Source organism: Bilifractor sp. LCP19S3_H10, assembly GCF_052119185.1.
GTDB lineage: Bacteria > Bacillota > Clostridia > Lachnospirales > Lachnospiraceae > Bilifractor.
The window spans coordinates 61,145-76,425 of sequence record NZ_JBQKFT010000007.1; the positions used below are offsets into that span (position 1 = coordinate 61,145).

General features: G+C 47.1%; 12 protein-coding genes. 1 reads left to right on the forward strand and 11 read right to left on the reverse strand.

The window, feature by feature from the left end; all coding sequences use genetic code 11:
* Positions 1-52: 52 nt before the first annotated feature.
* The 4 genes from ACTQZS_RS07425 to ACTQZS_RS07440 form a co-directional block, all read right to left on the reverse strand.
* Positions 53-1,093 (reverse strand): HD domain-containing protein, encoded by a 1,041-nt coding sequence (locus tag ACTQZS_RS07425; protein ID WP_441475260.1) that lies wholly within the window; start codon positions 1,091-1,093, stop codon positions 53-55.
* Between the two features lie 14 nt (positions 1,094-1,107).
* Complete coding sequence (locus ACTQZS_RS07430) at positions 1,108-2,286, reverse strand: ATP-dependent DNA helicase (RefSeq protein ID WP_441475261.1); 1,179 nt, start codon at positions 2,284-2,286, stop codon at positions 1,108-1,110.
* A 19-nt stretch (positions 2,287-2,305) separates the two neighbouring features.
* On the reverse strand, positions 2,306-3,568 hold the full coding sequence (locus ACTQZS_RS07435) for a VirD4-like conjugal transfer protein, CD1115 family (protein WP_441475262.1): 1,263 nt from the start codon (positions 3,566-3,568) through the stop codon (positions 2,306-2,308).
* A gap of 81 nt (positions 3,569-3,649) precedes the next feature.
* Positions 3,650-4,270 (reverse strand): ClpP family protease, encoded by a 621-nt coding sequence (locus ACTQZS_RS07440; RefSeq protein ID WP_441475263.1) that lies wholly within the window; start codon positions 4,268-4,270, stop codon positions 3,650-3,652.
* A gap of 188 nt (positions 4,271-4,458) precedes the next feature.
* Between ACTQZS_RS07440 and ACTQZS_RS07445 the strand changes: the two genes are divergently transcribed.
* Positions 4,459-5,616, forward strand: coding sequence for a macro domain-containing protein (locus ACTQZS_RS07445; RefSeq protein ID WP_441475264.1), 1,158 nt, complete (start codon positions 4,459-4,461; stop codon positions 5,614-5,616).
* 271 nt (positions 5,617-5,887) lie between these two features.
* Here ACTQZS_RS07445 and ACTQZS_RS07450 read toward each other — a convergent pair whose 3' ends face one another.
* From ACTQZS_RS07450 to ACTQZS_RS07480, 7 genes are all read right to left on the reverse strand, one after another.
* Complete coding sequence (locus tag ACTQZS_RS07450; protein ID WP_441475265.1) at positions 5,888-7,285, reverse strand: hypothetical protein; 1,398 nt, start codon at positions 7,283-7,285, stop codon at positions 5,888-5,890.
* Positions 7,286-7,864: 579 nt separating this feature from the next.
* Complete coding sequence (locus tag ACTQZS_RS07455; protein WP_441475266.1) at positions 7,865-9,355, reverse strand: relaxase/mobilization nuclease domain-containing protein; 1,491 nt, start codon at positions 9,353-9,355, stop codon at positions 7,865-7,867.
* A 234-nt stretch (positions 9,356-9,589) separates the two neighbouring features.
* Complete coding sequence (locus ACTQZS_RS07460; protein WP_441475267.1) at positions 9,590-9,940, reverse strand: plasmid mobilization protein; 351 nt, start codon at positions 9,938-9,940, stop codon at positions 9,590-9,592.
* The gene (locus ACTQZS_RS07465) at positions 9,937-11,112 is read right to left on the reverse strand and encodes an ArdC-like ssDNA-binding domain-containing protein (RefSeq protein WP_441475268.1); all 1,176 of its coding nucleotides are present in this window, start codon (positions 11,110-11,112) and stop codon (positions 9,937-9,939) included. Before ACTQZS_RS07465 ends, ACTQZS_RS07460 begins: the two co-directional genes overlap by 4 nt.
* Before the next feature lie 81 nt (positions 11,113-11,193).
* Positions 11,194-11,736 (reverse strand): JAB domain-containing protein, encoded by a 543-nt coding sequence (locus tag ACTQZS_RS07470; protein ID WP_441475269.1) that lies wholly within the window; start codon positions 11,734-11,736, stop codon positions 11,194-11,196.
* A gap of 189 nt (positions 11,737-11,925) precedes the next feature.
* Positions 11,926-12,978 (reverse strand): CD1107 family mobile element protein, encoded by a 1,053-nt coding sequence (locus ACTQZS_RS07475; protein WP_441475270.1) that lies wholly within the window; start codon positions 12,976-12,978, stop codon positions 11,926-11,928.
* Positions 12,979-13,135: 157 nt separating this feature from the next.
* Positions 13,136-15,268 (reverse strand): NlpC/P60 family protein, encoded by a 2,133-nt coding sequence (locus ACTQZS_RS07480; protein ID WP_441475271.1) that lies wholly within the window; start codon positions 15,266-15,268, stop codon positions 13,136-13,138.
* Positions 15,269-15,281: the final 13 nt, after the last annotated feature.

The window sequence follows — 15,281 nt, forward strand, 5'->3', positions numbered from 1 at the left end:
CTGTTGTTGAAGGATGCGCATTGCCGCACCCTTCAGCAGCTTAGATGCATCATTATTCAAACGGGAAATCATCACCGAAGCCATCAAAGTAATCCGGAATTTCCAAATCTTCGTCATCTTCCTTGACCTGACGCATTTTGTACACAGTCACGTTATCAAGACCAAAGATCTTCTTGGCTGAAAGAGTACTATCTCTCATACCGGTATAAGTATTACTGTACATATAGTAGCGGCTGTCCATCATATCAATTTCATGCAGAAAAGTAGCCTCGGGTATAGCCGGCATCGCCGCTGCTCCATATTCCAGTTTTCCATGATGAGAAGCGATCATATGCTTAAGCAATTCCAACCGCTCAGGATCACAGTTAAAGCGTGCCGCTGCTTTATTGATAATCTGTATTCCCAGAATGGCATGTCCGAGAAGACGCCCATCGACCGTGTACGCGCAGTCGCCCAGCACTGATGTATCAAGTTCCTCTGTTTTTCCTATATCATGAAGAGCCGCTCCACATACCAGAAGCTCACGATCCAGATCATACACATTACACAATGCATCAGCAGCTTCGACCATTTTTTCTGTATGCAGGACAAGCCCACCCCGAAGATCATGATGCATAGTAACGCCCGCGGCGGACATGATGAATTTTTCTTTGTTTTCCCCGAGGATCGATAGTGTTAGCCTGGATAGGGAATCAAAACCATCACCAATAACTTTTTCCGACCTGTTTACGGTATTGAGGATGTTATCAAAAAGTTTATCCGTTTCACTGACACAATTGATAAAGTCAGAGATCTGCAGCCCGGATTTGTCCGGCTCAATTTTTTCAATATTGTAGTAGACATTTCCATTATTGGTGGTCATTTTAATACGGACATTTACAACAGATGGACATTCAATGCCCATCTCCTTTAGCTTATCAACCGTCATGTCAAAAGCATTTGCCTTTACCTTTTGTCCAATGTTTTGTAATACCGTTTTTATAAATGGTTTTCCGGTTTTCGTTACGCCGTCTTCTACGCTTGTCAGTAAAACACTGCCCATCCGGGCTACATCAGGCTCAAAACCCTTTTCATATAGTGAAAGCTTACTCATAATTTTTCCTCCCATTATGCTGCTGATTGTAAATTTGTTTCGAAATTACAAAAATAGGCCGAAGCCAGAACATCGGGCAGATGGATGTCTCCCAAAATACGTATTCCTCCGAGAGTTCGCACACGTGACAAGGCAACATAAAGCTGTCCGAAAGTAAATATTTCGCACCTGGAATTTTCAATTTCTTCTTTAATAATGATGTTCGCCCTGTCGAAGGTCTGCCCCTGAGCAAGATGACAAGTCAGGGCATATCCCAGCGTAAATAGCGGTCTTTCGTAAATCCTTCCCTGCTTACTTTCATCCATCCTCCTGCTTAGCTGGATCACTGCATTATTCCTTTTAAGCTCAAAGAGAACGTCGTCTTCTGTAATCGCTTTCACTATGGCGCGATCCCCATTACAAAACCGTCCCATCTCATCATTCAGACGAAAAACCACTTTTGCACCTGCCCATATGCGCTGTGAATAAAAATTGATAATTTCTTTCCCTGATAATCGCGCTTGATCAACAGCCAGTTGGTTGTACTTATCTGCCGTCCTTCTGAAACCGCAAAGCGTCACGGTATTCTCCATGTCATCGTAAATTTCCATCGGGCTGGTGTAATTTTCAAAAAAGCCGAGTCCCGATCTGTCGCCAAGCCTTATTTTTTGCAGGTTTTTTACCATCTTCGTATCATCCTGCCGATAGACTTTTTTCAGCTTTAAGTTCTCAAAGCCAAATGTCCTCCACTGATATGACATAAAAGCGTAGGTTCCACGCGCCGGTGGCAGTTGGCCGAAGTCACCCACCACCATAACCCGAATAGGACTTCTACCCATCTTCCTCCGTGCTTCATCAGCACACTCGATGCACTTCGTGATAAAAGTCCAGAATTCCCCTGATATCATCGATATTTCGTCAATAATAAGGAGATCTGCATCGATCAGACGCGAAATATTAAGAGCAGTCGGATACTGCGGTCTTTGTGAAGGACGTACGGCAAGTGCTGCATGGCAGGTAATTCCACCAATGTTTTCGGCGGCTATGCCCGACGGAGCAGTCAATAGGACATGCATGCCTTCTTCCTTTTCGTGTTTTTCAACAGCATGGATCAGCTGGGACTTCCCGCTGCCCGCTTCACCGCTGACAAAAATGCGCCCTCTGTTTGATAAAATGTCAATACACTTCTCCATATCAGCGTTGTCTTCACTCATTAAGTCAGTCCTCCTCAGATCATCTGCTCCTATTAATATTATCGCCATTACTTCTTATCTGAGGTTGCACGCCATGCAACATTTCAAATTTTTCAAAATCGATCGTTCTTGTAAAGACAGGCCTCTGCCCTCTTCGGAAAACAATACACGTATGCACGGGCATATATAGTATCTTTTCCAACGGCACATCACATCGCTCAGCGATATGCCGCGCCGTCTCCAGATCGCTCCCTCCCAGATACACATACGAATCGCAATTTCCGATGACAGTCAGGCTGTCATCGCCATATAGTGTCCTCAGCTGTGACTCTGCCTGTAAAAGAAGCATAAAAGATATGCCCCTCGATCTCACGCTTGAGATAATCCTCGGAAAGTTCTCAATTTTACAGTTTGTCGCGAAATCATCCATGATAAAGCGGACTGGGATAGGAAGTGAATGACTTTTGAAATTCCGATCTGCCATGTCACAAAGCGTATCGATACACTGGCTGAAAAAAACGTTCACCAGGGCATCCATCGACCGGTCTCTATCCGAAACGATGACAAAAAGTGCCGTTTTTTCCATACCGACAGACCTGATATCGACATCGTCTGAAGACATCAGTCTTCGCAGTTCTTCAGAATCGAAGCGTCCCAGTTTGGCAGACAACGTGATCAGGATGCTGAGCAACGTCCTTTCTGGTGCCTGCCGGAATTCCTGATATCGCCGCACCGGGAAAACATCGCCATACGCATCCTTCACTTTCCTGAATCGGAGATCAAGCCTGGTCTCTTCATCAAAATCATCGACATCAAATTCCCGGATCAACTCCATAATCGTCTGAAGTCGCCGTTCTTCTTCCCTGCCATAGTTGACGATGTAACCGATCAATGCCTGAAGCAACAGCGTCGCTGACTCATCCCAAAAGGGGTCGCCTCCGGTATAATGTACAGAACTCGTTCCACCATCTGTACAGGTGCTTAAAAGATGCGCCAATGACAGGACATCCTGCTCACTTTTCACACTGAAAAGCGGATTATAATGGCAGGAGTCCTTATCTCCGGGATTAGAAAAATTGATTTTCCTCACAGTGTAGCCTTTCTTTCTGAGGTATGACGCATACCTTTCATATAAGCTGCCTTTCGGATCTGATATCACATAACTACTCCCGGATGTTTCAACAATATTTGGCGACACGATCGAACGTGTCTTGCCCGATCCGCTGGCACCAACAACCAGGCAGTGACCGGAAAGTCCGGTTTTCTTACTGTCCATGCTGTAACTAACAGCATCCTTCGCCAAGAATCAGTAAACCCTCTTTCATGATCTTTAGTCCTATCCCTATCCACTTGTCCTGAATTAATCCTTCTAATAAGGTATTACCTATGTATCTGTCACGCAGGTTTTGAAAATCCTTTCCGGTGTTATAATGTCGTCACACAGGCCAAAGCTGACGCTCTCCTCGGCATCCATCATGGTTTCTTTTGCCATAACGGCCTCTACTTCTTCCGCTGTCCTTCCGGTGTGCCGTACCAGCAGATCCGTCAACATTTTTTCCATTTTCAAAACAGACTCTGCTGTTTCTCTGACGGTAGAAGCCGTTCCTTTGACAGATCCTGTCACGATCCTCGGCTCATGTATGAGCATATGACTATGCGGAAGGATCAAACGCCTGCCTTTCTGTCCACCCGCAAGGATGATAGCTGCCATGCTCGCTGCCAGTCCGGTCACAATACATGTAATAGGACAAGGAAGACCCTGTATCAGATCGTATATCACCATTCCGCTCACCACATCGCCTCCCGGACTATTGATATATATAGTGATTGGTTTTTGGGAATCCTGATCGCAGAGAATCATCATTTTTTTCAGTAAAGCATCCGCAGTATCCTGGCATATTTCCCCCTCAAGAAAAAGCCTGCGGTTAGTCAGTTGTCTTGCTGACATCGAGATTTCCTGATGACCGCTGTAGTTCATCACTTCTACACTTTCCATTTCTTTCATAGTTTTGACCTCCTGTTGAACTAATAATACGATCAAATCAAGAGTCAGAATTCCGGATTGACCCCCAATTCTGGAATTCCTTATTTTTTTCCAGTCGCCTTAGACCTTGCACAAAGAATCAAATTCTTTTACATTGAAAAGAAGATAAAGGATGCTCTGATTCGGCAACATGAAATAGGAGGTCTATCATGTTTACTTGCAAAAGTGGAGATATCGTAAAAGCATCTGCAGATGCGATTGTCATTCCTGCAAATATTGAACCAAAGGTAAGCTGTACTGGTGTTGATCTGCAGATTTACTGTGCCGCAGGATATGAAGATGTCATGCGCGACCGAATGGAGATCGGCAGGATTGATATAGGGCAGGCCAAAGTCACCCCTGTACATGACCATACGAATCTTCAGGCGAACTATATCATCCATGTCGTCTCTCCCCGATACATTGACGGAAAACACGGAGAACCGGAGTATCTTCAAAGCTGCTATATCAATGCCCTTAAGGTAGCCCGAGAAAATGGCTGTAAATCCGTTGTCTTTCCGCTGCTTTCCACCGGCAACTTTCATTTTCCACTAACTGAAGCCGTTGACATCGCATACCGTGTGCTCGCATCCACAATCAATGGCGATCTGAATATTACGTTGCTTATATATGGTAAGAATGAAAAAGCTATCAACTACTTTAAGGAAATATACGGCGGATTGGACGGATACCTGAAAAATAACTGCTGCTATGATGCAGAACGCGACAAAGCACTGTTGAAAGACCTCGAACAAAGAAAAACGCAAGGTGAACCGTTTGGAGTCGAAGATGAGGCATATTTGAACTATGCAAGAAACCGACTGGCCCGCCGAAAAGCTGATCTAGATGAAATCCAAAGGCGGAAAGCAGAAATGGATGCCGCTTTATCCAGATTTACGCAACCTTATTCTGAAACTGAAGATCGTATAACTGAAACAAGTGGTGGTTCAGACAATAGACGTAGAACACTGAACGCATATATTAATGAAAAACTTGATCTTAAGAAAAAACAATGCACGGATCTTCTTAATAAGTACATTCTCGAATCAGGATTAAGCAGCAAGGAACTTGCATATAAAGCAGACATGCCAGAATCTACGCTAAGTCCTCTTCGAAACGGACATAGGGTGCCTCAAAAAGATCAGATTCTGAATTTGATGTATACGCTTCATCGGTCAGCCACAGATACGAAGGAAATGTGTCTGCTGACAGGCAAAGTTTTTCCCAGTGACTGTCCGCGGGACTACATTATAGAATACTTTATGATGCACGGCCAATGGTCACGCGACGACTTAAATGCCAAGGCTATAGTGTATAAAATGGCTTGAAATAAGGCTTTTCTCTCACACACCTAGTCAAAATAATCTATGCCATAGGTGCTTTCGGCCCCGTCTCTAGCCGCAAGGAACTGCCCTAGGCGACTTGTTTTGCACCCTAAATTCGATCTCAAGTCGGAATAATTAAATGATATGGTTCCGTTAAAATGTTTCCGTCCTCTCTGCCGGAGCCGTTTAGATCACAATGAAATGACAACCAATTTTTTAAGTACACTACACTTTTTCTAATATTCAAAATGTGAATTTAAATCACGAAGCAACTTTATCCTAAAATTGCTTCACAAGCAGACTCATATGCACTATATACATCAAGACCTCGAATTGCTGATTGTTGTCTCCGTCTTCTACTACTAAGTGAGCCACTGTTAGGTTGGAGCAAATTTTTATATTCATCCTCTATACATAACGTGCTCCATTCTTGTATCAGCTCGCGTGTTTTCATAACCACATCCTTGTGCGCTATGTCTCCATCATCAAACTTTGGAATAATTTTATATGGTAATGTATGAATATGCCGTTTCCCAAATCCACCTTCTGGCTGAAAATCTTTTATTGCGTCCGAAAGGGCATTGCTATTGAGTACTCCTGTAATATAGACGGCCTCATTTTCGCTCTCTGCAAGATACCAATATAATGTTTGGTCAATGATCAATCTATTGCGATCAAGTGTATTAAGTGAAACATAGGCAGCACACGGATTCGCTCCGCTTGCACTTGAAAGAACCAGCCAGTTTTTGGTAGAAAAGTTCTGTTTTTCAAGTTTGCCATAAATATTGATTGTTTCTCGTAAATAAGTTTGCAGATCAGCTGGAGTGTTACTGTCATTTGCAATCTGATTAAATACATAAGCCGTACCGGCATTCATCAATGCAAGGTCAGTAACAGATATTTCTTTCCATTTGCCGTTGACTTTCTTACCCGGCATCAACACTTTGGCAGGTGAAGCAAGATAAAATGGAGAAAGATGTTTAGATATTAAAGCATCAAAAATATATTTATCATCAACATTTTTTGCTACTAAACCGTTACAGCTGACCTTCTTTTGGTTATTCACTAGGTACCATAAATCACTTGTCCTGACGATGGGTTCGATATTCCAATTCCCGTTTGGCCGCTTAATAAACTCATGAAAAAGTGCAGTTCGAGGAAATAAATCACACCCTTGAGAAAATTTCAAAGAATTATCGCCTATGATATCAGTCACATCGACATCGTGGCCCCTATTTGTCCACGCGCTTCGATTACCTTGATGATTTAATGTATAATGTACTTCTTTGTAATCCCCTTCATCAGTGTAAACTCGTCCCCGAAGCAAATCAGAAGTAGGATCATCGCTTTTCTTTCCAGAAAGCACGATAGCCTTATTTCTAAAGGTATTCTGGGGTAATTCCCAAATTTCTTCAAATTGCAATTGTAATGTTGCTTCCGACGTGCGGTACTTTTCTTTTCGTAGGGGTTCATGATTCAGTCCACTTAATAGGCTTCCGGGCATTACACAACTCCATTGAGCACCGTCATCAAGATAGCGGTCAACAGCACTCAATAAGAAAATAGTTGCAAGTTCCATATGAGGATGAGAAGCGCCCGTAGGCTTAATGTTATAGTGCTGAGCGATTTTTTGCAGTGTATTTTTATAAGGGTTATCCGCGAGCTTACTCATTGCCATCCATGGTGGATTGGAGACTACACAATTAAATTGACGCTCTATCAACCCAGGCCTATAGCTATTGCAAATGACAAAGTACCAAATGCCATTACGTCCTTCTCTTCTATGTTCATAGTGTAAAACCTGCACGTTACGTGCAGTCAAGCGTTTTTTCGATAGTTATTATGAATTTTATCTTTTTGTTCATACTAGATCATCATAGTAAAATGATCACCCGGCAAATATGTCATAGACACAATCCTGCCGCCGTACACGCCTGATAATCCTCGCAAGCAGTGCCTTTGTGTGTACAAAGGCCTTCTGCTTGTTGGTGAGTTCCCCAATCCCCCGGATCATTTCCTACGGAAATAGCTGCGCGTTCTGTGAACGCTTTCTAATAGGGTTACATGAAATGCCTCGTTCTGGCTGCCATGTCCACGAAAAAAAGAGCAGCCATCACGGCCGCTCTCATTGAAGGGGAAGGAGAAAAAGAATAAATATGTTGTTTTTCTATGATTCCCAAGATACCCGGTAAATGTGTCCTGATTCCGTATTTCATGTGAAGGCTCTGTGAAATCCAATTCTTCCTGGCGATCACCATTGCCTGCTATGATCTCTTTCACCATTGTCCTCTAAACCAAGGATGATCTCCACATTCTTCCTGGCAATGCTGTAATTTTTCATGTTGTCTCTTAATCCCCGGTAGTTCGCATAGGCATCTTTCTTTTCCTGCAGCACCTGCTGATATTCCTCATTGATCTCTTTCAACGTCGACAGTTTATCCGGACCAGCTTGGTCAAAAGCTTTCTTTGCTTCCTGATGGATTCGGATCTCGTCCTCATGTTCCTCATGAAATTTTCTGCTGTATCCGGACTTCCGATATTCCTGATAAACATCTCTGGTGCGAACATAGTTGATGATATGCCGTCTCATGGCAGAGAGTTCCTGAAGCCTTTTCTCGCAGGAGCTGATCCTTCCGGACAGCTCGTCAAACTGTTTCGTTGCACCGTCAGACAGCCGGACCAGTTCCTTATAATCTGTGATATTTTGCTCCTGCAGGAAGTTCAGCACCTTGGCCATCTGCTTGACATTGAAAGTTTTTGCCCACTGCTCATAGCCCTTTCCCTTGCCTTCTTTCATTTTCGCTTCTATATCGATCAGAAGATTGAAGGCTGTATCCGGCCGCTGTCGCCAGGTATGAGCCATGGCCGCAGGATCATTTTTCCAACTGTGGGAAGCAGCATCAGGATTCTCGCTCTGGAAAGAATACGCAGTGTCAGCGTTCTCCCGAGGGATGCTTTCAATATCCGGCACTCCATAAGTTCCTTCCAGAATTGCCCGGATGTCACTCTCCGTATAGCCAGCTCCCATGGAATCGAGCCGAATATACCGGTCCCATCCTTCTCTCTTTACCGCAAAGTGCCTGCCACGTCTGCATTGATAGCCCGCATTCTCAAATGCGCTGTACACGGCTTCCATATCTTTCGGCTTTTTTCTGATGATCATGTCAACAATGGCCCTTACCTCACCTCTGTGGGTCCGCGGCCGGTCGTAGGTCTGCCGTTTTTTACGTTCTGAATATGGGGCCGGTCTGATCACGGAGAGATGATTTTCCAGACATACGATGTCGCTTACCTGCTGCAGGGCGCGTCCGCAGAGAAAGAAATCCCTGAATTTCCTTGTACAGTCGAGCGTTGTTGAGTTGAATATGATGTGGTTGTGGATATGTGCCCGGTCCGTATGGGTGCATACGATGAAAGCGTGATTGCCTTTGGTAAAGCGCATAGCCGTCTCGTACCCGATTCGGTTGGCATCTTCCGCAGTTACTTCGCCCGGTTTGAATGACTGCCGGATCTGATATGCGATAATATCACCCGGATACTGCCGTCCTGTGATCCTGAGGTATTCCTGTTTTGACAGCAGGAACTCTTCCGCTGCCATCCGGGGATCACATTCGTAACTCCTGATATGTTCCCCGCCATTTGTCTTTTCCGGATTCACCGCATAGTCGATCCTGGCCTTAAGGCAGGCCGCTGCCGTTTTTCCCTTGTTCACATGCATCGCGATCAGTCTTGTCGCTGCCATAAAGCCTCCTCCATGATATTTGTCTAATTGATCGTCTGAATGTTGTCAGGCTGATACTTGCAGATACAAACGAGATAAACTGCGCTTCGCTGGTTTTATCTCGTTATCGCGGTATTCGCCCCACCGCTTCATGCTTCGCATGAGCGGTTGTGGCTCATTCCTCGCGTAAAAAAAAAGAACGGCGGAACTGCATCTCTGCAATTCCGCCTGAAAATTAACCTGACTTCCGAAAAGTCACGTATTAAGTGCCAGTTTTTCCAGAATCAGCTGCATCAGCTCATATATTTCATCAAGCCTTGTCTGAAGATCCTGGATGTCATCCTGATAAATGCTGTCCGTCTCATTGGCTTTCTTCGCATACTGATTCAGATTGTTGCTGCACATGGACAGCAGATAGACCAGACGGTGGATCTCCTGAAGGTCGATACGGATCGTATAGCCATCCAGTGCCATCTTTCTCAGATACGCGCTGACGGTCCTGATCCCGGAATCCTTCATCTTCTGCTCTATTTTTTTCCTATCACCATCTGAGATCCTCAGGTCGATCCGTTCGGCTTTTGAATGATCGGGGATTTTTTCAGTCATTCGATACTGAGTTCCTCCTTCTGTTTTTCCTCTCTGCTTCCGCTGTTAATCTTTTCACACGTTTGCCTGGCATTCAGCAGCTCCTCATGAATGTCACAGGTTTGCTTTCCATCTGCATCGACAACGCAATCGCTATTATCCTGAATCGGCAGATTGTTGATGATCCCGTCCAGGCTGTTGTCATTCTGTTCCAGCATATCTTCGGCTGTCCGGAGATAATTCTCCTTCTCTGCATGCTCCCTGCTGTGTTCCGGATACATCACCCTGCAGAGATCACCGATCATGCCATCCGCTATCGTCCGGATCCGGTCCATGGATGCTTTCAGTTCCTTCATTTCCTGCGAACTGCTCCAGCCGGCAATATACGGAAAAGAGTATTCGGAAGTATCAAGGCCAAAGTACTCACAGACGATATAGACGACGCTTTCCGCTTCAACCTCAGCTGTTTCTCGCGAAATTTTTCTTCCTTCTTCCTTTAGCTTCTGCCTGTCATGCATTTCTGCATGGGTCATCTCATGGATACAGGTTTTCATGGTCTGCATCTCACTCATGCCCTGCCGGATGCAGATCTTATTTTCCTTCGGGCTGAAATATCCTTTTGCACTGCTGGGAATGTCATCAAAGAAAACAGGTACCGGAGAGACCTGCATCATGGCATCCATGAAGCGGTCGTAATCCGGCACCTTTCCATAAAGCTCGTCAACGCCGACAGAAGGAAGCGGTTCTCCCTCCGTCTGAGAGATATCGAATACCGTCGCTGTCGTATACCGGACAGCCGTCTGCCCGGCATCCTCACGCTCCTGCTTCCCATCGATATCTGTGTCCTTCCTGACCTCCGGCCCGCTCTGCTCTTTCTTATCCTTTACCATGATCGGAGCAAAGATTGTGATCCCTTTCTCTCCCTTTTTCACCTGCCGGTGAAAATTCTTCTGCCATGACTTATAGCCTGCCACCAGGGTTGCGTCCGGCTTCTGCAGGGCGATCAGGATCGTATTGCTGAAGCTGTAATGCCTGAATTTTCCCATCGTGTGTAGGTATTTCTTATAGTTTTCCGACGTGAAAAGATCTGTGATCCCCTGCTCCAGCCGTTTCGTGATCCGGCTGACTTTTTTCTGTCTCGACATCCCGTGGTACTTTCCGGTCTGGGATCGATATCTCCTGTTATACGCCATATGCCAGTTCCTCCTTTACAGCGAGACCTCATTACGACGCACCGGTCTCTTTTCTTCTGTGACTGCACCCGCTGTTTCTTTTTACTCCTGAAGTCTTTCAGCAATGGTCCGGCTGTTCTTCAGTCTCCCTCTCACCTCATCGATGTCTGTTGAATAATGCAGCTCATCAACTGCCCTGATACCCTGTTCCATAAACGAGTAGTAATGGTCATGCCCGTCAAAAATAATGTGGTCCAGCACGCTGATCCCCATGAGTTCATATGCTTTCAGCAGTCTGTCTGTGATTACGATGTCTTCCCGTGAGGGCTGGAGATGTCCGGATGGATGGTTATGAATCACGATCACACTTGCTGCATTGGACAGGATAGAAGCTTTCACAGCCTCCCTGGGATTCACTGGTGCCTGGTTCAGCGTCCCGATGCTGCTGATGTTGATATTGATCGGCTTCCCGTCCGTCTGCATGTTGACAACTGCCACAACCTCCCTGTCGTAATCTGCGATCGCTTTGGAGATCAGCTTTACCGCAGCTTCAGGCGTGTGGATCGGCTCCTGACTGTACAGTGTCCGCTCTCTCACCATCCGGATGCCTACCTGATTCAGGTGATATTTCTTCCTCTCTGCCATACGCGTTTCCTCCTTCTCCAAACTGAATTGTCAGTGAAAAATCATGATTCCCGAATTTTTCGATCCCGTTTCTGATCTGCTCTTCAAGGCTTTTCTTCATGTGGATGATCTCCTTCCTGCATCGCTGCGCCGTACGCTTTTCTTCGTGCAGCAGAACAGCCGGCCTTGCAGCCGGCTGTCCTGTTCCAGTTATTTCTCTTCCTGATCTTCAGATCCATCCTCATCGTTTTCGTCTCCCGGTCCTTCCTCTTCTTCCGGGAAATCGTATTCTTCTTCGTATTCATCGTCATAGGTGTCATCCTGATCTCTGCTCTCTCCCTTCTTTTTTCTTTTCCGTACGGCTGCTGCGATAACAACCCCGGCTATGGCAGCGCAGCCGCCACAGATCACGGCCTTTTCCGCGCCAGTTTGTCCCTCTGCGTCTGCCGTTGCTTCCGCTTTGTCTGTTCTGCCCGTCCCTTTCGTCTCGTCTCCGGTCACAGTCGAACCAGTCACAGTCGATGCGCACGATGATGTCACAGAAGCCTCGGCTGCTTCCTGTTCCTCCGCCTGTTTGTCCAGATCCTCACGGACCTTTGAGGCCGTCTTATCGTCCATGAGAGAAAGCAGATCCTCTTCATCGACCTTGTTCAGGAAGTACACATTGCCGGTTCCGTCATCATTCTTATCAATGATCAGATAAAAATAGTTGCCGTCCTTCGTGGTTACTGTCAGGAACTCCCTGTTTCCGCCGTCCAGATCATCGACGAGTTTCATGTTTCCGGAAGGCGTCAGGGAAGTTCCCTCACTGCCTGATGCTTCACCTGTCAAAGCCGCTGCTTCCTCACTCGAGAGCGGCGGGTCCGTCATGCCGTTTCCGTAGGAATCTCCGGATGTAGCCACCGTACTGTCACTGCCGGAAGAGGACGCAGTACTCGTGTTTCCGGCAGGTGACACTGAATTTCCGCTTCCCGAAGTGGTTGCTGTGCTCCCGTTTCCTGAAGCCGATGCTGTATCTGCTCCATCTGCTGAAGTTCCGGTATCCGCGGATCCGACGGTATTCTCTGTACCAGAACCATCCGCTGGACCTGCAGTTCCCGGGTCCTGCGTATTCTCTGCCGTGGCGGATCCGGATGCGTCTGCGCTGTTTTCTGCATTGGCATATACCGGCATCGCGAGTGATCCGAGAATAAATAGGGAAGATAATGCGACGGCTGCACTCTTTCTGACAGTTTCCGCAGCCCTTTTGATATTTTTCATCATCTGATAACCTCCTCTGCCCGGCCCTGCGTCAGTGATCGCACTGGACATTCTGCCGGACACAAATAAAGCGGACCTCTCCGGTTATCCCGATATATGGCCCGCTTCAGTCTCTGTTTATTTTTCTTTCTTCTTTCTGAATTCGCGCCCCGGAAGGAACTCATGTCCCGGAATTAAAGTAGCCTGCTGCGCGTCCCCAGTTGTGAAACGTCTGATCATCGATCACAAGGTTCGGCCATCCAAGTCCTGCATAATGGGCCGCCCAGTAATCATTCGTACAGTGAAAACACATGCCTCCGGTCGGATCCGCACCGTTCATCGCGTCTTCGACTGCTTTCCAGCAGTCTTCCGGAAGCGTGCTGTTGTACATTCTCCGGAAGGCCGGCTCCGTATCGGTATTGCAGTACTGATTCTTCTGGTTCAGAACGTCATATACCGTATTTGGAAAATGCGAACTTTTAACCCGGTTCAGTACTTCCGCAGCCACAGCGACCTTTGATTCATAGCTCTGGTTACCTGACTCGTGGTAAACGATCGTTGCCAGCAGATGTTTACTCTCATCGTCCAGCTTTACCGGATCGCCGGTGTAGGCCATGTCCATTTCCGCAGGAATGACGTTGCGTACAGCGACGATCGGCGAATACAGTGCGTTTCCCATGCACATGCCAAGCTCTTCATTTGCCGCCTGAACGATCTGCCCGTCTCCGGCATAGATTGCGACATGACCGTCATAAACGATAATGTCTCCCGGCCTTGCCTCGGAATAATCGATCCCGACGCCGGCACCCTCATCCGCATAAGAAGTTCTCGGAAGACTGATCCCGAAATGGGCAAATACCTGCTGCACAAAACCGGAGCAGTCTGTACCGCTTCCGGGATTCTCCGGTGTACCGAGATCGTTACCGCCCCACACATACTTCCCGCGGCCGATAAATGCTTCGGCATAGGACACGATCTCCTGACGGATCGCAGAACCGGTATACATGGATGAATGGTTGTCCGTCAGCGCAGATGCCCCTCCGCCGATCACACCGGATCCCACAACGCCGACTGCTGAAACAGAGGAATAAATAGCAGCCGCAAGAATACCGGCGATCAGCAGCAGAACGGCCCACTTCCTGACCTCAGATTTCGCCGGAAGGAAGATCCTTTTTCTCTTTCTCTCCGTATCTGTGGTCGTCAGAAGCATCTCATCCGGCGTTTCTGTGATTCCCTGCCGCATCAGCCGCTTCCTTCTTTTCTGCTGCATCCGGCGGATGCGGACCTTATCCTTCCTGAGCTCATCCTTCACAGAATCGGCAGCAGTCTCCTGTTCACCATCTGAAACAAACTTGGCTGTGCCGTGATATCCGCTCCTTCTCTGTTTCTCAGAGAGCATATTTCTGCTTCCCAGACGTGAAGAGGCATTCTCAGCAGTCCTGCTCTCATCTGTCTTTCCTTTGGAGGCTCTCTCGGACGGAAAATCTTTACTTTTTATCCCCGTATACGAAGAATCTTTACTTTGAAGTGCTTCGTCTGCCTGATCAGCATCCGTTTCTGCGCGGTGTGCCCTCCGGTCACTCTTTCGTCCTGACCTGTCTGTTCCGATTTCAGACATGAGGTTGTTTTCCGAAGATGCCTTTCTGTCTGCTGCATCTGCGTCAGCCGGATCTGCAGAACCGGAGTCCGCGTCTGTCTGCCCGGCGCTGTTCCTCCCCGGACCATACCCTGTGTTCCGCCGGAAATACCGCCGGCTTCCATATCTGTTCCTGTTTCCGGATTTTCCATCTGATCCGTCGGAATGCAGGCTGTCAGTGTCAGCATTGTTTATGACGCCGCTCCTGTCCGCAGCCCCCGGTGTCAGATCAGCCGTGTGCTCATCCTGCAGCTTCGCCCGCTCCTGTCTGAGAAGTTTTTTCCGGTAAGCCCTCTCTTTTTGTCTTTTCAGCAGATCCTGATTCTGACCAGACGGATCATTCCGGTATGCGGCCAGCCGTCTCCGCTGCAGATATGTCTTCTCCTGCCGCAGACCACGGAATTCCTCCGATTCTCCCCTGTGATTCATATTTTCTGCAGTCAGACCCGTATCGCTTTCACCGGAATCATCAGCCGGCCTGTCTGTCTGATGGTCTGTCTGATAAGATGTCTGAAAGCTCCCCTGTCCTGCCGGCGGCGATTTGCCGGCGGTATCAGCATCTCCCGCCTGTGTTCCGGTCATCATCGGTGTTTTTCTTCTGACTCCGGTTTCTTTCTGTGTGATTTCCTCTCCGGCTGCTGCCCCGGTAAACTGCAGCCGTTTCTTATTTTCCGGCATGATCTTTATCACC